Source organism: Corynebacterium sp. HMSC06G04 (genome assembly GCF_001807365.1).
Taxonomy (GTDB): Bacteria; Actinomycetota; Actinomycetes; order Mycobacteriales; family Mycobacteriaceae; genus Corynebacterium; species Corynebacterium simulans.
Map to the genome: position 1 here is coordinate 84559 of NZ_KV788623.1, position 25728 is coordinate 110286.

Annotated in this window: 25 protein-coding genes; 17 read left to right on the forward strand and 8 right to left on the reverse strand. The window is 58.6% G+C overall.

Going from position 1 to position 25728, the window contains the following annotated elements; genetic code table 11:
• Positions 1–4 precede the first annotated feature (4 nt).
• The 7 genes from HMPREF3158_RS09670 to HMPREF3158_RS09700 are packed head-to-tail and all read left to right on the forward strand — an operon-like array spanning position 5 to position 8384.
• Positions 5–832: an NUDIX hydrolase gene (locus HMPREF3158_RS09670; protein ID WP_061922022.1), complete on the forward strand. Its 828-nt coding sequence runs from the start codon at positions 5–7 to the stop codon at positions 830–832.
• The gene (locus tag HMPREF3158_RS09675; RefSeq protein WP_070498337.1) at positions 829–1968 is read left to right on the forward strand and encodes a THUMP-like domain-containing protein; all 1140 of its coding nucleotides are present in this window, start codon (positions 829–831) and stop codon (positions 1966–1968) included. Before HMPREF3158_RS09670 ends, HMPREF3158_RS09675 begins: the two co-directional genes overlap by 4 nt.
• A 24-nt stretch (positions 1969–1992) precedes the next feature.
• Positions 1993–2769, forward strand: a complete 777-nt coding sequence (locus tag HMPREF3158_RS09680) for an electron transfer flavoprotein subunit beta/FixA family protein (protein WP_062035278.1) — start codon at positions 1993–1995, stop codon at positions 2767–2769.
• Positions 2770–2778: 9 nt separating this feature from the next.
• Complete coding sequence (locus HMPREF3158_RS09685; protein ID WP_062035276.1) at positions 2779–3720, forward strand: electron transfer flavoprotein subunit alpha/FixB family protein; 942 nt, start codon at positions 2779–2781, stop codon at positions 3718–3720.
• On the forward strand, positions 3720–4829 hold the full coding sequence (locus tag HMPREF3158_RS09690; protein ID WP_062035274.1) for a cysteine desulfurase family protein: 1110 nt from the start codon (positions 3720–3722) through the stop codon (positions 4827–4829). The genes HMPREF3158_RS09685 and HMPREF3158_RS09690 overlap by 1 nt, the downstream gene beginning before the upstream one ends.
• A gap of 59 nt (positions 4830–4888) precedes the next feature.
• Complete coding sequence (locus HMPREF3158_RS09695) at positions 4889–6091, forward strand: alpha/beta hydrolase (RefSeq protein WP_070498340.1); 1203 nt, start codon at positions 4889–4891, stop codon at positions 6089–6091.
• Positions 6078–8384, forward strand: coding sequence for a bifunctional lysylphosphatidylglycerol flippase/synthetase MprF (locus HMPREF3158_RS09700; RefSeq protein ID WP_235591284.1), 2307 nt, complete (start codon positions 6078–6080; stop codon positions 8382–8384). Before HMPREF3158_RS09695 ends, HMPREF3158_RS09700 begins: the two co-directional genes overlap by 14 nt.
• Here HMPREF3158_RS09700 and HMPREF3158_RS09705 read toward each other — a convergent pair.
• The gene (locus tag HMPREF3158_RS09705; RefSeq protein WP_246815619.1) at positions 8356–9309 is read right to left on the reverse strand and encodes an HNH endonuclease signature motif containing protein; all 954 of its coding nucleotides are present in this window, start codon (positions 9307–9309) and stop codon (positions 8356–8358) included. The genes HMPREF3158_RS09700 and HMPREF3158_RS09705 overlap by 29 nt on opposite strands.
• Before the next feature lie 422 nt (positions 9310–9731).
• Between HMPREF3158_RS09705 and HMPREF3158_RS09710 the strand changes: the two genes are divergently transcribed.
• Positions 9732–10832: a glycoside hydrolase family 25 protein gene (locus tag HMPREF3158_RS09710; protein ID WP_070432861.1), complete on the forward strand. Its 1101-nt coding sequence runs from the start codon at positions 9732–9734 to the stop codon at positions 10830–10832.
• Here the strand turns inward: HMPREF3158_RS09710 and HMPREF3158_RS09715 are convergent.
• Complete coding sequence (locus HMPREF3158_RS09715) at positions 10813–11634, reverse strand: spermidine synthase (protein ID WP_070498343.1); 822 nt, start codon at positions 11632–11634, stop codon at positions 10813–10815. The two genes, HMPREF3158_RS09710 and HMPREF3158_RS09715, sit on opposite strands and share 20 nt — an antisense overlap.
• Before the next feature lie 58 nt (positions 11635–11692).
• On the opposite strand from HMPREF3158_RS09715, the gene mnmA reads away from it, so the two are divergent.
• On the forward strand, positions 11693–12778 hold the full coding sequence (mnmA, locus tag HMPREF3158_RS09720; protein ID WP_070498346.1) for a tRNA 2-thiouridine(34) synthase MnmA: 1086 nt from the start codon (positions 11693–11695) through the stop codon (positions 12776–12778).
• Complete coding sequence (locus HMPREF3158_RS09725; protein ID WP_083291075.1) at positions 12778–13689, forward strand: uroporphyrinogen decarboxylase/cobalamine-independent methonine synthase family protein; 912 nt, start codon at positions 12778–12780, stop codon at positions 13687–13689. Before mnmA ends, HMPREF3158_RS09725 begins: the two co-directional genes overlap by 1 nt.
• Here the strand turns inward: HMPREF3158_RS09725 and HMPREF3158_RS09730 are convergent, their stop codons facing one another.
• The 4 genes from HMPREF3158_RS09730 to HMPREF3158_RS09745 form a co-directional block, all read right to left on the reverse strand.
• Positions 13690–14820, reverse strand: a complete 1131-nt coding sequence (locus tag HMPREF3158_RS09730; RefSeq protein WP_070498349.1) for an ATP-binding protein — start codon at positions 14818–14820, stop codon at positions 13690–13692.
• A gap of 301 nt (positions 14821–15121) precedes the next feature.
• Positions 15122–16132 (reverse strand): serine hydrolase domain-containing protein, encoded by a 1011-nt coding sequence (locus tag HMPREF3158_RS09735; protein ID WP_246816205.1) that lies wholly within the window; start codon positions 16130–16132, stop codon positions 15122–15124.
• Positions 16132–16641, reverse strand: coding sequence for an ArsR/SmtB family transcription factor (locus HMPREF3158_RS09740; RefSeq protein WP_070498351.1), 510 nt, complete (start codon positions 16639–16641; stop codon positions 16132–16134). Before HMPREF3158_RS09740 ends, HMPREF3158_RS09735 begins: the two co-directional genes overlap by 1 nt.
• A gap of 38 nt (positions 16642–16679) precedes the next feature.
• On the reverse strand, positions 16680–17351 hold the full coding sequence (locus HMPREF3158_RS09745; RefSeq protein ID WP_070432866.1) for a 3'-5' exonuclease: 672 nt from the start codon (positions 17349–17351) through the stop codon (positions 16680–16682).
• Positions 17352–17405: 54 nt separating this feature from the next.
• Between HMPREF3158_RS09745 and ligA the strand changes: the two genes are divergently transcribed.
• From ligA to HMPREF3158_RS09760, 3 genes are all read left to right on the forward strand, one after another.
• Positions 17406–19427, forward strand: a complete 2022-nt coding sequence (gene ligA / locus HMPREF3158_RS09750) for an NAD-dependent DNA ligase LigA (protein WP_070498355.1) — start codon at positions 17406–17408, stop codon at positions 19425–19427.
• A gap of 71 nt (positions 19428–19498) precedes the next feature.
• The gene (locus HMPREF3158_RS09755) at positions 19499–19924 is read left to right on the forward strand and encodes a hypothetical protein (RefSeq protein WP_141741037.1); all 426 of its coding nucleotides are present in this window, start codon (positions 19499–19501) and stop codon (positions 19922–19924) included.
• Between the two features lie 12 nt (positions 19925–19936).
• On the forward strand, positions 19937–20257 hold the full coding sequence (locus tag HMPREF3158_RS09760; RefSeq protein WP_061922071.1) for a winged helix-turn-helix domain-containing protein: 321 nt from the start codon (positions 19937–19939) through the stop codon (positions 20255–20257).
• Here HMPREF3158_RS09760 and HMPREF3158_RS09765 read toward each other — a convergent pair.
• Positions 20254–20913, reverse strand: coding sequence for an ACT domain-containing protein (locus HMPREF3158_RS09765; protein ID WP_061922074.1), 660 nt, complete (start codon positions 20911–20913; stop codon positions 20254–20256). The two genes, HMPREF3158_RS09760 and HMPREF3158_RS09765, sit on opposite strands and share 4 nt — an antisense overlap.
• 209 nt (positions 20914–21122) lie before the next feature.
• Between HMPREF3158_RS09765 and gatC the strand changes: the two genes are divergently transcribed.
• A complete protein-coding gene (gatC, locus tag HMPREF3158_RS09770; RefSeq protein ID WP_061922076.1) occupies positions 21123–21425 on the forward strand; it encodes an Asp-tRNA(Asn)/Glu-tRNA(Gln) amidotransferase subunit GatC in 303 nt (100 codons plus the stop codon).
• Positions 21425–22909, forward strand: coding sequence for an Asp-tRNA(Asn)/Glu-tRNA(Gln) amidotransferase subunit GatA (gene gatA / locus HMPREF3158_RS09775; protein WP_061922079.1), 1485 nt, complete (start codon positions 21425–21427; stop codon positions 22907–22909). The genes gatC and gatA overlap by 1 nt, the downstream gene beginning before the upstream one ends.
• 7 nt (positions 22910–22916) lie before the next feature.
• Here the strand turns inward: gatA and HMPREF3158_RS09780 are convergent, their stop codons facing one another.
• Positions 22917–23240: a hypothetical protein gene (locus tag HMPREF3158_RS09780; protein ID WP_061922175.1), complete on the reverse strand. Its 324-nt coding sequence runs from the start codon at positions 23238–23240 to the stop codon at positions 22917–22919.
• 49 nt (positions 23241–23289) lie between these two features.
• On the opposite strand from HMPREF3158_RS09780, the gene HMPREF3158_RS09785 reads away from it, so the two are divergent.
• Positions 23290–24678, forward strand: coding sequence for a DHA2 family efflux MFS transporter permease subunit (locus HMPREF3158_RS09785; RefSeq protein ID WP_070498487.1), 1389 nt, complete (start codon positions 23290–23292; stop codon positions 24676–24678).
• Positions 24679–24688: 10 nt separating this feature from the next.
• The gene (locus tag HMPREF3158_RS09790; RefSeq protein WP_061922085.1) at positions 24689–25720 is read left to right on the forward strand and encodes an ATP-dependent 6-phosphofructokinase; all 1032 of its coding nucleotides are present in this window, start codon (positions 24689–24691) and stop codon (positions 25718–25720) included.
• Positions 25721–25728: the final 8 nt, after the last annotated feature.

Sequence of the window (25728 nt, forward strand, 5' to 3'; positions counted from 1 at the left end):
TTGCATGACCCGACCCATTCACGAGCGCCTTGACGCGATCGACCACAGCGAAACCACCGGTTTTAACGGTGGACGCTTGGCCGCTACCGTCCTGCTGCTGCGCGACGGCCAAGAAGGGCTCGAGGTTTGGCTCCAGGAACGGGTCTCCACGATGCGCAATTACCCGGGGCACGCAGTGTTTCCGGGCGGGGGAGTAGACCCCCGCGATTTCCCGCCAAGAATGTGGAGTTCCGGCGATCTCTGGGCGGGCCGCTCCGTTATTTCCTTGGCCCGTCGCATGGGCGTTACCAAATACAAGACCCATGCCTTGGTCTTCGCCGCCATCCGAGAACTCTTCGAGGAATCCGGTACCTTGCTCGCCGTTCGCGATGACGGAATCGTCTCCGACGCCTCGCGCTATCACCGCGAACGCGTCATGCTGGAAACTCACGAGATTTCCTTTACCGAATTCCTCATGAACAACGGCATGCGCGCCGACGCCGACATGCTCATGCCGTGGTCTCGGTGGGCGGGCGAAGACTGCGGACAATGGTTCGATACCTTTTTCTTCATCGCCGTTCTACCGGAAGGCCAAGAGCCCGACGGCGATACCACGGAGGCAGACGACGCCGGATGGTTCCCGCCCCGCCTCGTCCTCGACGGGTGGCGCGCCGGGCTTGTCCGCTTGGCTCTTCCCACTTGGGCGCAAATGCTGCGCCTGAGCAATTACTCCACGGTGCGAGAAGCGCTTGACGACGCCTCTTTCTCCGACCTTCGCCCCATCATCGGCGACCCCGAGCACGACCCGCGCTACCGCGAATTCTTCAGCACTCAACCCGTAGACAGAATATGAGTTATACCCTCGCCGAGATCGACTTCTTAGTCCAGCACCAACCGGAGATAGCGGGCCTTGACCTTGAATTCAGCAAGGCTTCCCAATTAGGCGACGTCGCCAAGCTCCAGCAACAATTCGGTGAGCACGCCCGTGCCGTAGCCGAACTCATCAAAGCCCGAAACAGTAAAAAGCTGCCCAGCGACTGGCTTATGGACTCCGATTCCGTGCAGCAGGCCACCCCGCTCGAGGTAGCCAAACATCGTGCCGCTTTCTTGACAAGCCTGGGGGTCGAACTCGTCCACGATGTCACCTGTTCCATCGGTACCGAAGGGGCTGCGTGGGCTCCAGGAAAATATGTAGGCTCTGACCTCGACCGTTCGCGCATCAAGATGGCGCAGCACAACACCCCGCATCCCTTCTTCTGCGCAGACGCTTTGACGCAGAGCTCAACGGCACCCGTTATCATCGCCGATCCAGCGCGCCGAAGCGGCGGCAAACGCATTACCGATCCCGCAAAGCTCCTGCCGCCGTTGCCCGATCTTCTGGCGGCACACGAGTGCGAACTCGCCGTCAAGTGTGCCCCCGGCCTCGACTTTTCAGATTGGCAAGGTTTAGTATCCGTCGCCAGCGTCGACGGCAACGTCAAAGAGGCCTGCCTGTATACACCCGGCCTGGGCGTTGGCCGCAGCGCAGTCATGATCAAAGGCGGAAAGGCTGATGTTCTCTCCAACACCGACTTCGACGAGGCCGACCTGCCCGAAGCCGACGACATTGGCACCTACATCATGGACCCAGACGGCGCGGTTGTACGCGCGGGGCTCGTGCGTCACTACGCCAAGCGCGAAGGCCTCCACCAGCTGGACCCGCGCATCGCTTACCTGACAGGGCAACGCATCCCGGCAGGCACGTCCGGATTTGAATTCATCGAGGCGGTGCCAGTCAAGAAACTCAAAGCCGCACTGCAGTCACACGATGCTGGCTCCCTCGAGATACTGGTCCGCGGTCTAGACGTCGACCCCGATCAGTTGCGGAAGAAGCTTAAGCTCAAAGGAAGCCGTTCCATGGCCGTCATCATGACACGCATCGGAACTAAGGGAATCGCGTTGCTGTGCGGACCACGAGTAGTATCGTCCGAGGATAATTACGCAACATAAATCTATCGGAAAGGGAAGTGTCCAATGCCCGCAATCGTGGCTCTGGTCAAACACGTACCGGATACCTGGTCCACCAAGTCCCTCGAGGAAGACCACACCCTCGACCGCACGAGCGTCGACAACGTCATCGACGAGGTCAACGAGTATTCCGTCGAGCAGGCCCTGCGCATCAAGGAAGCAAACCCAGACTTCCGCGTCGTCGCAGTGACCATGGGCCCCGCCGGCGCTGACGAAGCTTTGCGCAAGGCCCTTGCGATGGGCGCAGACGACGCAGTACACGTGCTTGACGACGCCCTTTCCGGCGCCGATGCACTCTCCACCGCCTGGACACTCAACGCGGCCATCAACACTATCGAGGACGTCCAGATCATCACCCTGGGCAACTACTCCTCTGATGCTTCCACCGGCCTGCTGGCTGGCCTGCTCGCTGAGTACCGTCAGCTCCCGGCGATGACCGAGCTGAAGTCCCTGAGCCTCGAGGGCGGCGTCCTGCGCGGTGTGCGCGAGGACGCTCACGGCCACTGGGAGCTGGAGGCAGCCCTGCCAGCCATCGCGACCTTCACCGATAAGGCCGATAAGCCGCGCTTCCCGAACTTCAAGGGACTCATGGCGGCCAAGAAGGCCGAGATCACCACCCTCGACGTGGCCTCCCTTGGCATCGATGCCGTGGCACCAACCACCACGGTGACAGCCGCCGCCCAGCGTCCTGCCCGCACCGCGGGTGAGGTCATCACCGAGCCGAATCCGCAGGAAGCCGCAAAGCAGATTGCCGACTTCCTCGCCGCGAAGAACCTTATCTAGGAGCCGAAAATGTCTCACGTATACGTACTTGTAGAGCACGAAGATAACGCCCTTAGCCCTGTTACCGGTGAGCTGATTACCGCAGCGCGTGCGCTGGGTACCGTTTCCGCAGTCGTCGTCGGCAAGCAAGCAGATGCCTTCGATTCCGAGCTGGCCGCCCTTGGCGCCGCACAGATCGTGCAGGCAAGCGCTGAGGACTACGAGCACCGCATCATCCTGCCCGAGGTCGATGCCCTGCACGCCCTCGCCGCCGCGAACCCAGCCCCAATCGTGCTAGCTGCGACCCCGACCAACAACGAGATTGCCGGCCGCCTTTCCGCGCGTCTGGCTTCCGGCGCCCTCGTCAACGTCGACGAGATTAACGCCGACGGCTCCGCGCACCTGACCATCTTCGGCGGTTCCTACGAGACTACTGCGACAGCATCTGGCGCGAGCCCGATCTACACCCTGCGCCCAGGCGCAATCGCCGCGGATCCGCAGCCGGTAGCCGCCGCTCCGGCGCCGATGCCCCTGCCGGCCGCAACTGCCAAGGACGTCACCGTCACCTCCTTTACCCCGCATGAGAAGTCTGCTCGTCCGGAGCTGACTGCCGCGAAGGTAGTTGTCTCTGGTGGCCGCGGCGTCGACGACAACTTCTCCACCATCGTGGAGCCGCTTGCCGACGCCCTCGGCGGTGCCGTCGGTGCCACCCGCGATGCAGTCGATCAGGGCTTCTACGACCCAGCACACCAGGTGGGCCAGACCGGCGTCACGGTTTCCCCGGATTTGTACATCGCGCTTGGCATCTCCGGTGCTATCCAGCACACCTCCGGCATGCAGACCTCCGGCACCATCGTTGTGGTTAACCAGGATCAGGACGAGCCTTTCTTCCAGATCGCTGACCTCGGCGTCGTTGGTGACGTCCACGAGATTTCCCCGGCTTTGGTCGCTGAGCTGGAGTCCCGCAAGTAATGTCGCACTACTTTGACTATGCGGCTACTCAGCCGATGCGCCAGGTGGCCATCGATGCGTGGGTTGCCGCCTCTGGCGCGGTAAACTCCGGCGCGCAGTATGCCTCGGGCCGAAAGGCTCGCTCCGTGCTTGACGACGCCCGCGAGAAAGTCGCGGATATTCTTGGCTGTGAGCCGATCGAGGTCATCTTCACTTCCTCCGGCACCGAAGCCGACAACATCGCCATCCAAGGCCTGTACCGTCTGGGCACCACCAACCGCGTGGTTTCGACTCCTATCGAGCACCCAGCCGTTCGCGATAGCGTTGCCCAGCTGCCGGATGCACAGGTCGATCTTCTGCCCGTCGATCGTTATTCCCACGTCAGCGACTTCTCCGCACTAGATACGCCTGCCGACGTTGCCACCTGCATGTGGGCAAACAACGAGACCGGTGCCATCCAGCCAGTTGCCGAGATTGTGCGCCGCGCAAACTTAGTTGGCACCCCAGTTCACATCGATGCAGTTCAGGTCACAGGCAAGCTGCCCATCGACTTCCACGAGCTCGGTGCTACCACGCTCGCGGCGAGCGCCCACAAGTTCGGCGGCCCACGTGGCATCGGCTTGCTGCTTGCAAAACGCAGCCCAGCCCCGCAGCCCATCGCTTTCGGAGGCGGCCAAGAAAGGGGCATCCGCCCCGGCACCGTGGACGTCGCCAGTGCTTCTGCTCTTGCGGCTGCGCTCGAGGAGTCTGTCTCTGAGATCGATTCCGAGACCAAGCGCGTCGGTGCTCTTCGTAACCAGCTGCGTGCCGGCATTCTCTCCAGCATCGACAACGTCATCCTCAATTGCGAGGAACCTATGTTGGCTTCGCACCTGCATGTGTCCTTCCCCGGCACCGATGGCGACAGCCTCATCATGTTGCTCGATTCCTTGGGCATCGAGGCCTCGACCGGCAGCGCCTGCCACTCGGGCGTCAACCGCATGTCGCACGTCCTTGAGGCGATGAATGTGTCCGACTCTGATGGAATCGGTTCGCTGCGTTTTACCCTTGGTAGGAACACAACGCCTGCCGACGTCGAGTACGTCCTGGCGCAGCTTCCCGACGTCGTCAAGCGCGCCCGCAGCGTATAAGTACCGACCTCCCAGGTACTTAACAGCCTATTTGGCCAGCGCAGGCCTATGATTTAGGAGTGAATTTCCTCCTTGGCCTGCCGCTGGCCGAACCCGTAAATGGGGCGATATATGCGGTCATCGTGGTTCTTTCCGCGATAGTTGTTGCATGGGCGCGCAAGATTGTGCCTGTTGTTTTGGCTTTGTTTATATCGGTTGGTGCCTGGTATTTCCTCCAGCATTGGGATATCCCTGCTCATGTCTTCGTCGCCTCTGGTATCTGCCTCGCCGCACTGCTGCGTAAGCCGAAACTTTCCACGACGCTCGCGGGCATCGCATCACTCGTTGCGGTCGTCGGGCTAGTCAACCTCGAGTACCAGACCTATTCCACGGTCGGTTCCCTCGATCCGCGACCGGTGGCCCAAACTATTCCCGCCTCCGAACTAGCCTCGCATGCGGGCAATTCCGCCGGTCTGGTTCATCTCGACTTACCAAGCCAAGGATTCAAAGCCCGCGAAGCTACCGCCTATTTGCCGCCAGCCTATTGGAGCGGAAAGCGCCTGCCGGTGCTCGTTTTGCTCCATGGCAATCCCGGTGGCCCAACCCAGTGGTTTGGAACTGGCGAAGCCGCACAGACCGCCGATGAATTTCAGAAGGCAAACGGGGGAGTATCGCCCATCGTCGTAGCAGTTGACGCCACCGGTTCTGAAACCGCTAACCCTGTTTGCGCGGACTCTCAATCCGCCAAGGTAATGACCTATCTGACCAAAGACGTTCCAGCCCAGATCAAAAAGCAATTGCGCGTTGACGAAGACCAGTCGCATTGGACTCTCGGCGGCCTTTCCTACGGAGGTACCTGTACTTTGCAGGTTGCCACCAACCATCCCGAGGCCTTCGGAACGTATTTGGACTTCTCCGGTGAGGCGGAGCCGACCATCGGCAAGCATGCCGATACCGTCCAGAAGTTCTTTGGCGGAGATGAGCAAGCCTTCCAGGCGCAAAATCCGGCCTTCTTGCTGAAGAAAAATCGCTATCCCGGGCTCAGTGTCGTCTTCTTTGCAGGCGACAAGGACAAGCCCGCGATTGCTGCTCAAAACCAACTTGCTGAGCTCGTTCGCGGGGCAGGCGGAAAGACTTATGTCGGTGCTCTAAGCGGTGGCCACTCCTTCGGGGTGTGGCGCCCAGCACTGCGTCAATCCTTCGCTTTTGCTGCGCGCCGCGGGGGACTTACAGCCATCCATGACCCATTCCATGGAATCGAGGACAACGATGTTCATACTTAAGCAATTTCCCGTAACTTTGCTCCTGATTGTGGTCATGTGGGTTCTCCACTTCGTGGACAATGATTGGGTTGAGGCAACCGGTTTGACCACCGTCACAATTGGCGGATCCGTCGTTGTAACCTTCTTCGCCATTCTTTTCGGTGGCCCTGCCGAGCGAGTCTTGGGCAGCAGGAAATACCTCGTCGTTGGCCTTTTCCTTCAGTTTCTTTCGTTACCGATTGCCTTTTTCATCGCGCGAGGCGTCGAAGTATCGGGCCTGAACCGATGGGGCGACGATCTCCTCAACAGCTACCTCTTTACACCAATAGGCTGGATTTTCGGCTCTGCGATGTATGCCTCGGCGAAGATGCCGCGCCTGTGGAAGCGCCGTTTTCGGGTTATCATCCTCGTTCTTGCGTTCACGAACGTCTTTTATGCTGGTTCGATGGCCGACATCTTGGGACTTACCGCCGCGGTATTCGGCCTTTTTTTAGGCCTGTGGCGTCATCCGCGGGAGACCGCAAAGCCCTCGTTGCGCGAGCGGCGCGTGCTCGTAGCTTTCATCCTCATCGCGGTTGCCATTAGCCCGGTGCTGGTTGCTATCAATCCAATCGCCGAAGGCCCATTTTCCCTCCTCACCGAGCTGATGTGGGGGCCTGCGCTTTCCGACGTCGCGGTTGAGGTTCTCTGCACTCTCGACGAAACGTCCAGGGACTGTATATCCGCGGCTGACGTCGCACGCATGCATGGTGTCGGTCCCTTGCTTGCCAACCTCATGCCGCTGCTTATCCAACTTGTATTGTGTTTCGGGCTCGTGCGTGGCCGCCATGCTGCGTGGGTACTTTCGTGCCTCATCCAAGTTGCTTCCTTGGCCTTCCTGCTCGTTCAGCTGTGGGACCTAGACCAAGACGGTTTCTTCATCTACGGGCTTAACCTGTTTGAAGCCCTGTTGCCCTGGTTGTTCTGCCTCGCTGTGCTCATGTACTCCCGCCGGCTCTTCCAAGTTCGTGAAGCGCCGCAGATTATTAAAAAGCACGCGGCTTGGCTGGGCGGGGTATTCCTTATTTGTTCTGCCACCTGGTTGCTTTCTACCTTGTTGTTGAAGTCTGCCTTTGTGGGCGGGGCGTCGCTAAGCGCAGCGTTGGCGGAGTGGCCGTTGCGTTTCTTGCCTGTAGTAATAACGCTCGTCTCTCCCCATGAATTGGTGCCGGCAAGTGGATTTGGCTGGTTTGTCTATTCGTGGGTCGGCAACGTGTGGTGGCTGTGCGTCATTTGGGCGCTGTGGCGGTGCTTCTCCGCGCCCTCGGACCCGCAACGGGAATCGGACCGCTCGCGGGCACGGAAAATCCTGCAGCGCCGAACTGGCGACCACCTATCCTTCATGACCTTGTGGGAGGGAAACAGATATTTCTTCGCTGGCGATTCCTTCGTGGCATATCGCGCTTCCAATGGCGTTGCTTTGACATTGGGTGGACCGGTTGGCGATGACATCTCTCGCGAGTTCGAGGAGTTCGTCAAATCTCAGGGACTAACTCCTGCGTGGTATTCGGTGGCAAGCGATTTCGCGGTTTCTCATCCTGGATTGAAGCGGCTTCAGGTCGCGGACGAGGCGGTGTTGAGCTGTGAAAACACGGAGTTCAAGGGCAAGAAGTTCCAGAATATCCGCACCGCGCGAAATAAGGCAGCAAAAGAAGGCGTGAGAACCGTGTGGACCACGTGGGATCAACTCGATGTTGCTGTTGCCGCCGCTTTGGTCACGCTAAGCGAAGAATGGGTCGGCGAGAAGGCCCTTCCGGAGATGGGCTTTACTCTGGGAGGTATCGACGAGATGCAGGTTTCAGGTACTCGTCTCCTTTTGGCTCTAGACGATGATGGTCTGGTGCACGGCATGACCAGCTGGCTGCCGGTGCGGCGTGATGGGCAGTTGGTGGGCTACACCCTCGATGTGATGCGCCGTAATGAGCGAGGTTTCAAAGGGGTCATGGAGCTGTTGATTTCTGAGGCACTGGTTATCGCGGCGGGTGAGGGCTGTGAATGGATTTCGCTTTCGGGCGCTCCGTTGGCAGGGACGACCGAAAATCCTTCGACCTTAGATTCACTGCTGATGAAACTCGGCGAGCAGATGGAACCGCTTTACGGCTTTCGGTCTTTAGCCGCAAGCAAGCGCAAGTTCCAGCCGGAGGAGCACAAGTGGTTCCTGTGTTATGAGGATGAGTTATCCCTCCCAGCGATTGGCCTCGCGGTGGTCCATGCTTACCTTCCGAATCTGAAGGCCACCGAGGCGCTTAAGGCACTTCGTCATTCAAACACTTAGCGTGCGCCTCCCTTCGCCGGGATTCAATGGCTTGGGCAAACGTTTGTACCCAGTTGCGCTTCTTGGGCGCTAGCGGGCCGGTCGGTTCGTCATACTCCCAGTGCCCATCGTCGAAGAGCCAGACGATGTCCCCGGTGAGTGGGTCCATGATGTAGTTGGCTCGGCCATCGGTCTTGATGTTGTGATGGTGCTGGCAGAGGCTCGCGAGATTCGAGCCTGCGGTTGGTCCGCCTTCGGCAAAGTTGATGCGGTGATCCTTCTGGCAGTCCTGCGCGGGTCTGTCGCAGTGTGGCATGCGGCAAGTGCCATCGCGGCCTTCGATGAAAGCGCCGATGGTAGAAGGTGTGGTGTAGCTAGGGCTCTCCGCGGTAGCGGCCTTGGCCATGTCACGTACGACCTTTGGCTCGAAGGAATCTGCGATCTCGGGAGAGACCCAGCCGGCACCCTGGATGAAAGCGGGTGCATTGGGAATATCCGAGGCGCGGTACATATTCAGGATGACGATGGTCTCGGAGTTAGCCTCTCCACGGATGAGTTTTTCGAGCGCTTCTGCCGGAGTTATCTCCAGTTTCTCGGCGGTGTCCTTTATGCGTTGGTCGAGCTCATAGGCAGTTGCTGGTTCGTATTCGGCGCTAATGGCTTCTTTTCCACCGGGCACAGGGTAAGTGGAGTAGGAGTTGTTGGCTTCTTCCTCGCCTTTTTCAGGATCTATTTCTGGGGCGAGGAGTTTGATGAGGTCATGGATAAAGGTGCGGATGGCACGGCTAGAAGGCAAGACTTCTGCTGGGCTGGTGGGTGTGAAGAACTCACAAAGGGCTTCGTCGACGCGTTGGAGAATCTCGGGAGTGGGTGCGCCTAGCTTGTTAAGGGCGGAGTCGATAGTGCACAGGCGTGTCATATCGAGGAAGTAGGAATCGAGCTGCATCGTACGCAGGCGTGGAAGTTCGCGTAGGCGATAGAGCGCGAAGGCGATGTTTTTAGTTTTGGTTTTCCCAAGGCCGGTATGTGTGGCCAAACTATGGATAACTAGTTCGATGTCTGAATCGAGATCAGGGAGGCTATTTTCCCATTGTTTGAACTCGAGCTTACGGATGTTGCGGGCTGAGGTTGCTAATGTGCTGGAAGGGTCATTTACAAGGTAATATGCTTCCAATTTTCCATACCCCCGTTGGAATAAACTGCCTTGAAATCTTCATGCCCTCATTATATCCAGCCCACCGAACCCAATCAACAGAAAATCGAAAATATGTACGAATGATAAGGGAAGAGAAAACTGGGCAAAAATAAAAGCAAAGATACGCGTGTTACTAAAGGGGATTGTGTTGTTTCGTCGGTACAGTAGCGCGCATGACTTCATCTAAGGGAATGCGCAAGGCTATCGTCGCCGTTGTTGGTTCTGTGGCGCTTGCTGTCGCAGGCACGATGACAGCCGGCGCCTGGACCTCCGGTGCGACCACGGGTATCGATATTGCAAACCATCAGCACCCGGGCGGGGCTCCGATCAACTGGGGCGAAGTAAAGTCCGACGGCCAGTCCTTTGCTTTCGTTAAGGCAACCGAGGGCTCCGACTGGACGAATCCCCACTTCATCACCGACTCGAACGCTGCCGCAGCGAACGGCCTGAAGGTTGGTGCTTACCACTACGCACGCCCGGCGTCGTCAGCCACGCGCCAGGCGGCGCATTTTGCTGCACAGCTTGCGCTGGTTCCGAATCAAACGCTGCCGCCCGTGCTCGATATTGAGGTTGATGAAGGTCTTTCTTCGGCGCAGCTCGAGCAGTGGATCCGTGATTTCACCACGGAGCTACGCACGCTAACCGGCCGTACCCCGATGATCTATACCTATAAGTACTTCTGGATGGGGCAGATGGGGAACACCACGGAGTTCTCCGACATGCCGCTATGGCTCGCGGCCTACCAGGATGAGGCGCCGGATCCAGTCGGTGGCTGGAATAAGATTTCGTTCTGGCAGCGCTCCGGCTCTGGCCGCGTCAACGGCATCACCGGTCCGGTCGATATGAACGTCTTTAACGGCAACGAGGGTCAGCTGGATTCCTTCAGCAACGGCAACTACCTGGACATCGGTGGCATCCTCGAGGGGCTTGTGCTTGGCGACGACGCGCCAGACCTGAGCTCCAACAGCGCACCGCTGATCGGCGCGATCCTCGCATTGGCAGCAGGTATCATTGCGAGCCCGCAGCTTATCGATGCCGCGCAGCAGGCAGGTTTGGACGGAAACGCAGCACGTGTATTTACCGACTTTGTCAAGCAGCTAACCCAGAACGGTAACCTGCCGATTGAGGACCTGGTTGGCATGGCCTCCGGTGACTTCACCGTCGGTGACCTTGCAATCCTTCTAGACAACGCCGGCCACGTTGCCACCGCCAACGGTGCCAACCCGAACCAGGTCGAGCAAGCACAGGACGCTGTTAATCAGCTCGCGCAGTAGCGCCTTGCATGAAGTTCGCGGTCCACGCCTCGTGCTTATAGTGGGCGGGGACAGCGCCGGATAGCAGTGATTTTGCCAGTTGTGCGGCTTCCACGGAGCCGGCAGCTGGCATTTCGCGATCTGAGGCGAGAAGAACGATGTTGCCGTAACGCCGTCCCTTGAGCATCGGGGGATCCGCGATTACGGCCACGTGCTCGAATACCTCCTTCATTCCGGCCAATTCCGACTTTGCGATTTTGAGATCTCGGTGATCTCCGCAATTGGCAACGTAGAGTCCTCCAGGCACCAAGGCGCGGTGGACCGATTGAAAGAACTCGCGGGTAGTAAGCGGATGTGGGGTCTTGTCGCCAGCGAAGACATCGCGAATAATGACGTCGCGGCTAGCGGGTGCGAAGCCATCGGTGACCGCGCGAGCTTCGCCGGCGCGGATTTTGACGGTGGGGGAACGGGGGACGTCGAAAAGCGTGCGTACTAATTCGCCGAGCTTGGCATCGAGTTCCACTACGGTATGGCGGGACTTGGGCCAAATGCTGGCGAAATAGCGAGGGAGCGAGCAGCCTGCACCACCCAGATGTGTCATGCGGAGGGTATCGGGTGCTACTGGCAGAAGCGTTTCGACTGCGGCGGCAATCCAGCGCATGTACTCAAACTCGAGGATTTCCGGTGCGCCCAACACGATGTGGCTTGAAGGTACTCCATTGACCATAAGTGTGTATCCGCTATCGTGGTACTCGTCCGCCACGACCTCCGCGGTGCCCGTAGAAATTTCGTAGGTGCCAACGAGATCGTCCTTTTTGCGCATGCATTTAAGCTTAATGGGTTGGAAGAGTAAGCTTGGCCGCCGAAGAAAAGGAGTTTAAGTGCGAGTTCTCGTAGCGATGTCAGGCGGAGTCGATTCCTCTGTGGCCGCGGCCCGCGCCGTGGAAGCAGGCCACGATGTAGTGGGAGTGCATTTGGCACTGCACAAAGATGCACAACAAACCCGCGAAAAGGCCAGGGGTTGCTGTTCCTTGGAGGATTCTGCAGACGCGCGTCGCATTTGTGACAAGCTGGGTATTCCTTTCTACGTTTGGGATTTTTCCGAGCAGTTTAAGGAAGAGGTCATCGGGGACTTCGTGGATTCTTATGCCCGCGGCGAGACTCCGAATCCGTGCCTGCGCTGCAACGAGAAGATCAAGTTTCGCGCGCTACTCCAAAAAGGTATGGCGTTGGGCTTCGACGCCGTAGCAACGGGCCATTACGCCACGCTTGACGACGCCGGCTATATGCGCCGTTCCAAGGATGAAAACAAGGATCAGTCCTATGTTCTGGGCGTTATTTCCGCGGAGGAACTAGAGCATTGTTATTTCCCGATCGGCGATACCCCAAAGCCGCAGATTCGCGAGGAAGCGGCCCGTCATGGTTTTTCCACGGCCAAAAAGCCTGACTCCTATGACATTTGCTTTATTCCGGATGGCAATACGCAGGCATTTTTGGGCTCGCGAATTGGTTTGCGTCCAGGCATGATCGTGGACCAGGAGGGCCAGGAGCTCAAGCAACATGACGGTGCATGGAACTACACCATCGGTCAGCGCAAGGGCCTTGACATCAAGGAGCCGACGGCAGACGGTCGCCCGCGCTATGTCACCGACATCGATGCAGCGAGCGGCACCGTGACCGTGGGTTCGCGCGAGGACTTGGCGGTGACGAGCATTCAGGCAGATCGCTTGAAGTATCTGCACCCGGCCATGGACGGCGCGCTGGAGTGCGAGGTTCAGGTTCGCGCGCACGGGTCGGTTGTTCCCTGCAAGGCGTTTGTGGACCGCGAGGGCGACAAGATGACGCTGGAGCTAAAAGAACCGCTCTCCGGTGTTGCACGCGGCCAGGCCGCAGTGCTGTACCTGCCAAGCCCCGATGAGCTGGGGGATATCGTCCTCGGTTCCGGCACCATCTGCGGGACGGCATAGTGACGGGATTTTCGCTGGGTCCGATGCGTGGGGTTTCCATGGAGGAGGCCGCCGACATCGTGATGGGCGAGTCTGGACATCTGCCGGCGATTCCGCAGCTTCCCGAGCGCGGGCTCGGTGCGGATGCCGTGGGTTCTACGGCCGCGCTTTTAGAAGCGGTCAACGTTGACCGCGGCCCACGCGCGTGGCAGATGACCCAGCGCCCACAGCTGATGATGCGACGCACCTGGGATCTGTGGGAGCGTGATTTGGACGCCATCCAAGAGGTATGGGGCGAGTCTGTCCCCGTATTTAAGATGCAGGTTTTGGGGCCGTGGAGCTTAGCAGCGGCGGTAGAGCTTGCGAATGGACACCGCGTGCTTTCCGACGCCGGTGCTACCCGCGATCTGCATGAAGCCCTGCAGATGGGCATCGGGGAGCACGTGAAGAAGCTGGTGCGTCGCTTCCACGGTGAGGTGCGGGTGCAGGTGGACGAGCCTTTGCTTGGCGACGTCCTTACTGGAAAGGTGCCCGGTACCACCGACTTTGACGAGATTCGCGCGGTCCCAGCGGAGGTTGCTCGGGAGAAGCTGAAGGAGCTGGGGGCGGATTACCTAGTCGCGGGGCCGCATTGGGAAGTAGCGGGCGCGGCGAAGACTTTTGTGACTGATTCTGCAGGACTGGGCACCGCGCAAAACATCGATGGACTTGGGGAGTTCTTAAGCAAAGGCAAGCGAATCGGTTTCGCAATCGCGGGCGTCGATGCGCGGGCAGAAGCAGTGGCTGTGGCCCGGCACTTCGACCGCATGGGAATGCCACGGCAGCTCCTGGTGGATGCGGTGGACGTGGTGCCAAGGGAGGCGTCGGCAAGCACGCTGCGCTCGGCTGTGGAGACGGCGGGCATGTTGGTGCGCGACGCCGGTGATCTATAGCTAGTCGACCCTGCCGAGCTTGTCGGTGGAGTTGAAGAAGCGCTCCATGTAGGGGATGACGAATTGCAGTTCGCCGTGGGCGGCGGGCTCGATGAGGTCAGCGTCTATGAGTCTTTGGCGCGTTGCCGAAAGCGAGCGGACCGTGCGGCCTTGGCTTTCTGCAATTTCCGTAATCGTGGCGATGCCATCAACGGAAGCGCTAGACATCGAGTCAAGGAACTGGCGCTGAGCAGGAGGCAGCGAAGACGCGGCGGGCAAGTGCACTTGAGTGCACAGGATGGAAATGGCTTCGTCGGCAATGCTGTCTACGTCTGAAGCTTCAATCTGGGTCTCGTTGCGGACGTTTGCGCGCTCCCAAGCCAAGGAACCCACCAGCTGCACGAGGTATGGGTAGCCCTTCGACAGCTCGACGGCCTTGCTGATGGCCTCCGATGAGAAATTAAGGCCCGAGTCAGCTGCGGTGGCAGTAAAGGCCTCGGCGGCGTTGCCTGCAGAAAGCGGACCCAGAACGAATCTTTGGGCGCGGCGCAGGAAAGTAACGCCTGGGAGATCGAGCAGGCGGTTGATGCCTTGCGGCAATCCAGCGGCGACAAAGGAAATGTCGAGCTCATCGCGCAGGAGATCCTGGTAGGCCACAGCGATAGAAGTGAGGTCTTCTACTGAGGCGTCTTGCACTTCGTCGATGCTGAGCAGAATTCCGACTCCTGAGAGTTCGGCGAGGAGATCGCGGAGGCGGGTATTTAGCGTGGGCTTATAAGGCTCATCCGTGTTGTGCTCCAGGCCGATTGAGCCGACCCCGCCGATGCCGATGCGGTTGATTTTCCGCTTATCTCGGGGCGCGAGTTGCTCGATCAACCGCGGAATGGTGGTCTCGACGAGTTCCTCGACCATGTTGGTGCGCCCAGAAGCTCGAATGCATATCCAGCCTTGTGCTTTCGCAGAATCCTCCAGTTCATTGAGCAGAACTGTCTTTCCGATACCGCGTGCACCGCTGACGATCATCGTGCGAGCGGAGGCGCCGGCTGGGGACTGCAGGGCATTGCGGAATGCATCGAGCACAGCAGTACGGCCCACCCAATAAAGAGGCGGGACTCCGAAGGTGGGGCGGAAAGGATTACTGCGGGTGCTCATAGACGGCAAGACTACCTCAAGATGGGAGGTTTGGGAGATTTAGGAGACTTTCTGGCGGCCGGAGATTTGGGAGACTTTCCGTGAAAGGCCACCTTTCCAGCATAAAGTGCCGTCATGGCTACCAAAGCGTACCACCAGAACACGCTGAGATCGGAGTTCCAAGGCAGGGTTCGCCCGAGGAGAGCAACGACAATGCAGGTTATGCAAACGTCGACTATGCGGTTTGTGGATACTGTTTTAGTTCTCACGAGGTGCCACGCAATGTTCAGCAGAAGACCGATAATTACTACAAGTGAAAACATCAATCTAGCTCCCCAAAAATAGTGCGAGCGAGTTCTTCAGTGCCCTTCTCGGTGTCGTTTGAGACGAAGGCTACTTTTGAACTCTGCGGATCGATAATGAGCATTGTCGAATATCCGTAAGTGCCTCCGTTGTGCCAGTAACCAGCGGGAACTGGGGCCTCGTTTTCTTGCCAGCCATGCTGGAAGTCGCCTTGTACGATGAGCCAATTGGCGAACAAGCTCATGTCTTTGGGTGTTGACCGAATACCGCCGGCGGCGCCACTTGCTGGAAATTCCCAGGGTTGAGCCTTTTCTCCGCGACTGGTGTAGCCATGCGGGGCATCGGAAGGAACGCTGCCTGGGGTCATGAGGTAAGTCTCGTGCATTCCAATCGGTGCAAAGATTTTCTCTTGCAGCAGTTGTTCGAAAGGCTTACCGGAAGCCTCTTCCAAGATGAGCCCGAGAAGTCCGTAGCCGAGGTTGGAATAATTCTCTTCGCCGCGACCTGCGAGGTCGGAGGAAGTGGCGGCATCGATGAGTTGCTCTTTAGTTTCTTTCGCGTAGGGGTTGCCTCCTGTGAGCATGGTGGAGATTCCGGTAAAGGGATTAGTTGCAGCGAGTCTTGGTAGCCCTGATGTGTGCTCCATTAGCTCTTCGATGCGCACATCGCTGATAGGGGAATCGCCGGTATCAAGAAACTGACCAACCCTAGCGTCGTATTTGAGGTTGCCTTCAGAGACCTCTTGGCGGATGAGTTCCGCGGTGAACATCTTGGTTACCGAACCGATTTCGACTTCGGTGTGCTCATCGGCGCCAAGGCCTGCGAAGGAGACCTTGCCGTTCGACAGCGTAAAGGCCGTCAGATTGTGGTGTCCGCGCTGCGCATTGTCACGCAGCTTCTGGGCTAGGTCGGTCGAGCCAGTGGCCTCGGTTGCCAGGGCAATGCGGTGAGGGCCTACCAGGACAAGGCCGGATGCCACGAGAACAGTGACCAGGAATCCGATTGCGAGTTTGCCAATGGAAAAGTTCATTAGTGCGCCTCCGCCGCCGTGATGATTGTCATGAGGGGGATGACGCGGGTCGGCCGGATTTCGAAGGTGCCGGACTTGGATTTGGCGATCCACCCGGCGCTGCTGAGTTCGTTGAGGTGGTGATAGGTGGTTCCTGTGGAGCTAACCAGGCCCTCCTGTACAAGGTCGTTGGCGCTGGCGGGCGCACACAGGAGGCGACGCAGGATCTCCGCGCGGGTGGGATGTGCGATGGCGGTAAGACGTTTGATGTTTTCTTCCCAAGACTCGTCGGTGACGAATTGGGTGGGGCGCTGCCATTGGTATTTGTACTCGCGATTGCCGATGGTGACGTCGCCGCCAAAGATGACGGAGCCGTCGGGAATGCCGGGCCCTTCTTCGAGGGCCTCGACGAGCCAGTAGCGGGAATCGGATTGTGCTTCTACATGAGTATTGCCTTCAAGAGTGGCGACTCGCTGTTCAAGAGATGCGAGTCGCTGCTCAAGAAGGTTCGAAGAGGTACTGGAATTCACATTTCTAGAATTCCAGAATTTTAAAAAATCTGCAATGTTTAGCTAATCATCGGCCACGCAGTGGAGACGTCGCTTGCGTCCTTACCTTGACCTTCCAAGTACTTCTTGAAGGATTCACGGTCCTTGTACCACTCGACGGCCTGGTACTCCATGAGCTCGTCGGTGTTCATTTGTGAAAGCTCGGGGTAACGCTGGCGGACCTGCATCCACGCGATGCGGGCTGCGGCAAGGGCGTCGGAAGTTGCTTCGTGCGCGTTTTCGAGGGTGACGCCGTAGTGTGCGGAAACGTCGCCAAGCGTGCGCTTGCCCTTGCGCCACTTGTCCTTGACGCGATCAACCACGAAAGGATCGAAAACAGGGCCGGTGACGGTGAAATCACCGGTGAGCGCGCGCAGGACGGAGAGATCGTATGCGGCGTTGTAGACGATGAGGGTGAGGCCATCTTCCCACGCCTGCTTGATGGAGCGGACGGTCTCTTCGAGGACTTCGTCATGCGGTTGGCCCTCGGCGCGGGCCTTCTCAGTGGTGATGCCGTGGACCTTTGCAGCGGCCTCAGGGATTTCAACGCCTGGGTCGGCGAGCATTTCGCGTTTGTCCACTTCACGGCCATCAATACGGACCAATGCGGAGGTGACGATTCGTGCTTCTTTTGGGTTTACGGAGGTGGTTTCGAGGTCGAAGGAGAGCATGCGGCTGGCGTCGAAGTTCATGTGGAACACTCTAGCGCTTCGGCCAGACATGGAGTCTGGCTAGACTGTTTCACTGTGACTAATCCAGTAGATATCCAACGCGAATGGTCCGAACTAGCGCAGGAAGTGCGCAAGCACCGGGAGCTTTATTACAACGGTGAGCCCGCGATTCCAGATGCAGATTTCGACAAGCTTTTCCAAAAGCTTCTGCAGCTAGAGGCAGAGCATCCGGAGTTGGCGGTTCCGGATTCTCCGACCCAGCAGGTCGGCGCGACCCCAGCCGAGGGCGTGGATATTGAGCACCTGGAGCGCCTCTACAGCTTGGACAATGTCTTCGATGAGGCAGAGATGCAGGATTGGCTGGATAGGACTCCGGCGAAGTCCTATCTGACTGAGCTGAAGATTGACGGACTTTCCATTGATTTGGTTTACCGCGGCGGCAAGCTTGTTACGGCTGCAACGCGTGGCGACGGCCGCATCGGCGAGGATATCACTGCGAATGCGCGGGTTATTCCGGATATCCCGCATGAACTCAGCGGCAGCGATGAATATCCCGTTCCGGAGCTGGTGGAAATCCGCGGCGAGGTGTACATGCGCCCTGACGAGTTTGCGGAGATTAACGCGGCACGCCGCGAAGACGGCAGGCCGACCTTTGCTAATCCGCGCAATGCGGCAGCGGGCGGATTGCGCATGAAGGATCCGAATGAGGTGAAGAAGCGTCGCCTGCACATGGTCTGCCATGGCATCGGTGCCCGTGAGGGTTTCGAGCCGACCTCCCAGCATGATGCGTACAAGGCGCTGGAGGCCTGGGGTTTACCGGTTTCGCCATATACAAAGAAGGTTAGCTCGGCTGCAGCCGTGCAAAAGGAAGTGAAGTATTGGGCGGAGCATCGTCATGATGCTTACTTCGAGATGGATGGTCTCGTGGTCAAGGTCGATGACTTGGCTTCACAAAGGGCGCTGGGCGCGACGTCGCGTGCGCCGCGCTGGGCCATCGCGTACAAGTACCCTCCGGAGGAAGTGACCACGAAGCTACTGGACATCGAGGTCGGTGTGGGACGTACCGGCAGGATAACGCCGTTTGCAGTGATGGAACCGGTATTCGTTTCTGGTTCGACGGTGTCGAAGGCGACCCTCCACAACCAGTTCGAGGTCAAGAACAAGGGCGTGATGATTGGCGATACCATCGTCATCCGCAAGGCCGGTGAAATCATTCCTGAGGTGCTGGGGCCCGTTCTTGAACTGCGCGACGATAGCGTGCATGAGTGGGTGTTCCCGGAAAACTGCCCATCCTGTGGCACGAAGTTGGCACCGCAAAAAGATGGCGATCAAGACTGGCGTTGTCCCAATACGCGCAGCTGCCCGGCGCAGCTTTCCGCCCGCCTGGAGTATTTGGCTTCCCGCAAAGGCATGGACATTGAGGCCTTGGGTGAGAAGGCCGCCATTGACCTCATCGAGTCGGGCGTGCTTGTCGACGAAGCGGAACTCTTCGATTTGGATGAGGAAAAGCTGCTGCAGTCTTCTGCCTATACGACCAAAGCGGGCAAGCTCAACGCGCAAGGCAAGAAGCTGCTGAAGAACTTGGAAAGCGCGCGGCAGACTGACTTTTGGCGCGTGCTGGTGAGCCTTTCGATCCGCCACGTTGGCCCGATTGCCGCGCGTGCATTGGCGACGCGTTTCGGTTCGATGGAGGCGCTGCGCGCGGCGTCGGAAAGCGAGCTGGCGGACACCGACGGTGTGGGCGGGATTATCGCGGCGTCGTTTAAGGCGTGGTTCGAAATCGACTGGCACCGCAACATCGTGGAAAAGTGGGCGAATGCTGGCGTGACTATGGAAGATACGGTCACCGAAAAACTAGAGCAGACGCTCGAGGGGCTTACCATCGTCGTGACCGGCACCCTGGAGGACTTCTCCCGCGACTCGGCGAAGGAGGCCATCATCGCAAGGGGAGGAAAGGCTTCTGGCTCGGTGTCTAAGAAAACGGATTACGTCGTGGTTGGTGAGAACGCCGGCTCGAAGGAAACGAAGGCGAGGGATTTGGGCCTGACCATCTTGGATGAGGAGGGCTTTAAGGAGCTGCTGGAAGCTGGGGCGTAAACCACTTTACGTTTTGTAAGGTGGTTGTTACTCTGATGAATGTCAGGTCAGAAGTAGTGAAGGGGTACGTCATGACACAGCGTTTTAGTGGTAGGAAATTGGGTCTTCCAAGTGGCCTGAGCGAAGCTGAGGGGTGGGGCTTCGTGAAGATTGGGTTAGCAACCGCAATTTTCCTAGTGGTGAATTTTCTTATAGACACGCAGGGGTGGGGAGCCTTAGTGCGTGTGATTTTGCTGTTTATATGGCTTGCTTGGGTGTGGCGCTTTCGCGATGAGCAAACCAAGAACCGTCGTGTTCACCCTCGGGGATTTGGGCGCATCTACGCATTGAGTGCAATCCCTCCGCTAGCGTTAGCCGTTTTCGGGGGTTGGCTGTGGAATGCAGAGACAAACGATCTGGCTGATGCGGTTGTAGTCGTGATTGCCAGTGCTTTGTCCGTAGCTCCAATCACGCTTTTGGGTCTATGGTTTGTAAACCAGGCTCGTAAAAACGCATAGGGGGATAAAGCGATGGACTTATCGCAAGCGCGAAATGGCCTTGATGGAACGCTGCATTCTCCAGTGCGGTTGAGCATCCTTGGGGCGCTGAATTCAGTTGACTCGGTTGACTATCAGACGCTAAAGGATGCCCTTGGTGTCAGCTATTCGCTTCTGACTAAGCACATTGGAATCTTGGAACAGGCCGGCTTAGTGAAAGTGGATAAGCAATTTGTTTCCCGCACGCCGGTAACCAATCTGAAGCTTACGAAGCAGGGCAGGCAGCAATTTGAGGACTACCTGCTCTGTTTGGATAGGATTGTTCAGGGCTTGACGGCTGAGCCGCTAGATTAGCGGAGGAAAGCACCCAAAATCGTGCCGAGATTGCCCAAGTGGTCTACCTCGGAAGCGAGGTAATCCGGCCCGCCGACTCGGCCCATGACGATGACGTAGTTGGTGCCAACCAGTGGGGCTGCGGCCAGCGCGGAATCGAGAAGTGACCAGGACTCGGGGATCCAATCCTCGCGGTCTGGGTTCAAGATTCGGGCAGTGTCGACGTCAATGCTTTCGGGGATGGTGCCGTCGTCGGCGGGAGCGGCATCGGAGCCAACCACGCGGCTGATGGGGGCATTGTTGTTGATTACGATGGCCCAGTTAGAGGTAAGTGCCTTTGGGATGGCCGCGCAGACCTCCTCCATAGCGGCGGTGACGTTCTTCTTGGAAGCGACGTCGGCAAGCAAGCTAATCTGCCCCCGGCGATCGACGCGGCCGCTGAAGGGGCGGATCGAATCGATATCGACGCCGTCGACGCCTTGGGCGGCGGTGATGATTTCATCGGCCATTGCGCCCTTGGGTAGCTCAATCACGATGTCATCCATGACTGAACCATCAGGGAAGTTTTCCACGATGTCGACGGATTCGATATTGGCGTCGACGTTGCCTAAAGCGTCCGCTAACTTGCCTAAGCTACCGGGGGTATCGGGAAGGAGGACACGGACGAGGAAGGACATTTTTAACTTTCGGTCGTAAGAATAGTTTTCACTATCGTACAAGCCCAATTCCACAGTGTTCAATAGAAATTTTCTGGAAAACCGGAATTAAATTCGCGCGTAGGTGATCGGGGACCGGTGCTGTGTCGGAACCTGTTCGTGCAGTACCATGGTGCGATAGCTACAAGAATGTAACCAATCACGTCTGTGTATTAAAGGATGGAGAACGCGTGTCTGAGATTTCGCGTGAAGAGGTCGCGCACCTGGCTAAGCTGTCGCGCCTTGCGCTAAGCGACGAAGAGCTGGAGCAGTTTGCGACGCAGATCGACAAGATTGTCGATTCCGTGTCTGCTGTGGGCAAGGTCGACGCCGAGGGCGTCGAGCCGATGTCCCACCCGCACTCTGTGGTCGCTCCGATGCGTGAGGACGTCATCGTACGCACCCTGACCGCCGAGCAGGCCTTGGATCAGGCTCCGGCTGCCGAGGATGATCGTTTCGTAGTACCGCAGATTTTGGGTGGAGGAGAAGAATAATGTCGACTTTCATTGCACCTGAAGAAGGAATTTTAAGCCTTTCCGCTGCGGAGCTGGCGGATAAGATCCATTCCCGTGAGCTGACCTCCCGCGAGGTGACGCAGGCATTCTTGGATCGCATCGCGGAGACCAACGACGAGCTCAACGCATTCCTCTACGTCGGTGCGGAGCAGGCACTGGCTACTGCCGACGCCGTCGATAAGGCGCTCGATGCGGGCGAAAAGCCGGCCTCCGCACTGGCTGGCGTCCCTCTAGCTCTGAAGGACCTACTGGTTACTACCGACGCTCCGACTACCGCAGCTTCCAAGATGCTGGAAGGCTGGATGTCTCCTTATGACGCAACCTTGGTCACCAAGCTGCGTGAGGCGGGCATCCCGATTCTGGGCAAGACCAACTTGGACGAGTTTGCAATGGGTTCCTCCAATGAGAACTCCGCGTATGGCCCGGCACATAACCCGTACGACACCGAGCGCACCCCGGGTGGCTCCGGTGGCGGTACTGCTGCAGCTCTTGCGGCAGGCCAGGCGCCGTTGGGCATCGGTACCGATACTGGCGGATCGATCCGTCAGCCGGCAGCGCTGACCAATACCGTCGGCGTGAAGCCGACCTACGGCACCGTTTCTCGTTATGGCCTCATCGCTGCTGCTTCTTCTCTGGATCAGGCTGGCCCCACCGCCCGCACGGTTCTGGATACTGCGCTGCTGCATGAGGTTATCGCTGGCCACGACGCATTCGATGCAACCTCCGTGGATAAGCCGGTCGCGCCGGTCGTGGAGGCTGCTCGCGAAGGAGCAAAGGGCGATCTTACTGGCGTCAAGGTCGGCCTCATTAAGCAATTTGAGCGCGACGGCTGGCAGCCGGGCGTCATGGAGGCTTACCACGCAGCGGTAGAGCAGCTTAAAGAACAGGGCGCGGAGATTGTCGAGGTGGACTGCCCGCACTTTGATGATGCGCTGGCCGCCTACTACCTGATTATGCCGTGTGAGGTTTCTTCTAACCTAGCGCGCTTCGACGGCATGCGCTATGGCCTGCGCGAGGGCGACGATGGATCGCACTCCGCAGAAGAGGTTATGTCTTTGTCCCGTGCGGCGGGATTTGGTCCTGAGGTCAAGCGCCGCATCATGCTGGGCACTTATGCGTTGTCCGTGGGTTACTACGATGCGTACTACCTGCAGGCACAGCGCGTGCGAACGCTGATTGCGCAGGACTTTAAGAAGGCCTTCGAGAAGGTCGATGTCTTGGTTTCCCCGACCACCCCAACCACCGCATTCAAGCTGGGCGAGAAGGTTGAGGATCCGATGGCGATGTACAACTTCGACCTGTGCACGCTGCCATTGAACCTCGCGGGTGTGTGCGGCATGTCCGTGCCCGCCGGCATGGCATCTGATACCAACCTGCCGACGGGCCTGCAGATCATGGCCCCGGCCTTCGCAGATGACCGCCTGTACAAGGTCGGCGCTGCCTACGAAGCTGGCCGTAAGTAGCTAGCTTTTACTTCGCGTCTGAGAGGACGTAGGAAGCACCCGCGGAGGCCGCCGTTACGCTCAGCACGGCGGGCCACGCGCCAATCTTCTTGGCCAGCGGGTGCGAGGCGCCGAATGCGCCTACATAGAGTGCGGATAGGGCCGCGGTGGTAGCTGGGTTGGTCTTTGCCAACCAGCTGCGGCCGGCCCAGATTCCCGCTGCACCGAGGATGACGCCGCCCAACGGGCGAATGCCGGTCTCCTTGGCGCTGAGCCAGCCACCGATGAGGCCAAAGGCCACGGTGGTAGCAGTGGATACTTGCTGTGGTTTCTTGATATCGATCATTGCCATGACGGCCAGTTTAGGCCCGTGTCGGTGGCTGTCGCTAGACTTCGCAGTCATGAATGTGCCCACTTTTGAAGCTGAAGGATTACCACCAGAGCGGCAGGCGTGGCGGGCGATGTTCGCCTTGTCTCTGGGCTTTTTCGTGTCATTGCTCGATCAGTCAATGATCGCAGTTGCTTTGCCTAGCATCCAGAAAGGGCTAGGTGCCTCTATCAACGAGGTGCTGTGGGTCTCGGCTATCTATTTGTTGGGCGTGGTCGTTCCATTGCTGTGCACGGGCCGCCTGGGAGACATTTTCGGGCAAAAGCGAATGTTCCAACTGGGCGTGAGTGTATTCGGTTTGGGTGCGCTGGCCTGTGCTTTAGCGCCCAATATTTCGGTTCTCATTGCCGCTCGTGCGGTGCAGGGCGTCGGCGCCTCGTTGCAGATGCCGCAGTCGATGGCTGTCATCAATCGCGTCTTTGCCCGTGAGCGGCGGGGACGTGCGCTTGGAGTGTGGGGAGTTATTGGTTCGGTCGCTTCACTTTTGGGACCTTTGCTGGGCGGATTCCTTGTTGGTGGCTTTGGCTGGCCGGCAGTGTTTTGGGTGCACGTTCCTTTCGTGGTTGCGGCAGTGGTGCTTTCGGCCATGTGTGTTCCGGCGCTGAAGACCACAGCGCGCAAGGTCGACGGCGTTTCGGTGGCGGTGTCCTTTATTGCTTTGAGCGCCCTCGTGTTCGGCATTCAGCAAGGCCCTGAGACTGGCTGGGATGGCTGGATTTGGGCACTGTTGGCCGTAGGACTCGCAGGCCTGGGAGCCTTTGTGTGGCTGCAATCTCGAGCTGGCAGCGAGGCTTTGGTGCCGCTGCGGCTTTTCGACGACCGCAATTACTCCGCGGGCAGCTTCGCAATCGTTGCTATGGGCTTTATGGCCGCGTCGATGATGCTGCCCATCATGTTGTGGCTACAGCAGGACAAGGGGGTTGGGGCGGCAACTGCGGGAGTCATCGTGGCGCCGATGGCACTGGTGTCTTTACTGATTTCACCGGTGGCTGGGATCTTGGCGGATCGCTTGGACCCGCGGCGGTTGGCGATTACCGGTTTCGTGATTATGGCGGCGTCGTTTAGCGCGGCGTTTGTGGTGATTAACCTAGATTTCGGCGCGTGGTGGATGTGCGCGCCGGTTGCTGTGCTGGGCTGCGGGCAATCCTTCATCTGGGGCTCGAATGCAGCGACCACTATGCGCGACGTACCGCTGGATCTAATGGGGGCTGCTTCGGGCGTGTACAACACCTCGCGCCAGGTGGGCTCGGTCCTCGGCGTCGCGGCAGTCTCGGCCGCACTTCAGGTGGCGGGTATTTCTGCTGCACTTTTCGTCATCATAGCGGTGCTTGTAGTCGGTGGGCTGGCTTCCTTAAGCTTTCGGGACACCCTGCACGGTGCGAGCGAAATTATGAGCGGGTAAGTTGGAACTCATGCGCCTTGCTGTACTTACCTCCGGCGGCGATTGCCCCGGCCTGAATGCTGTTATCCGCGCGGTTGTTCGCACCGCTTCCAACGAATTCGGTTCCACAGTCGTGGGCTACGAAGACGGTTGGGTAGGCCTGATGGAAGATCGCCGGCGAGATCTTTATGACGACGCCGAAATCGATCGCATCCTGTTGCGTGGCGGAACCATTCTGGGTACTGGCCGTCTGCACCCCGATAAGTTCAAGGCTGGTCTGGATACCATCAAGGCAAATATGGAAGACGCTGGCGTTGACGCGCTCATTGCCATCGGTGGCGAGGGCACGCTAAAGGGCGCGAAGTGGCTGTCCGACAATGGAATTCCGGTCATTGGTGTACCAAAAACTATTGACAACGACGTTAACGCCACCGACTACACCTTCGGTTTCGATACCGCAGTATCCGTGGCTACTGACGCTATCGACCGCCTGCACACCACTGCTGAGTCCCATGACCGCATCCTCATCGTGGAGGTCATGGGCCGTCACGTGGGTTGGATTGCACTGCACGCGGGCATGGCCGGCGGCGCGCACTATACGGTCATTCCCGAGGTGCCTTTCGATATCGCCGACATCACCAAGGCGATGGAACGCCGTTTCCAGATGGGCGAGAAGTACGGAATCATCTGTGTGGCTGAGGGTGCGTTGCCGAAGGAAGGCACCATGGACTTTGAAGAGGGCGGAGTTGATCAGTTCGGTCACCAGACCTTCAACGGTATCGGCCAGGTTATCGGTGACGAGATTAAGAAGCGCACCGGCTACGACGTGCGTACCACGGTGCTAGGCCACATCCAGCGTGGCGGTACGCCGACTGCTTATGACCGTGTGCTTGCAACGCGCTACGGAGTCCATGCCGCTCGCGCCGCTCACGATGGCAAGTCGGGCATGTGCGTGGCGCTGCATGGCGAGAGCATCGACCTGGTTCCGCTGGAAGAAGCCGTGGGCAAGCTGAAGGTTGTTCCGCCGAAGCGTTATGCCAACGCCCAAGCGTTGTTTGGCTAGATAGGACG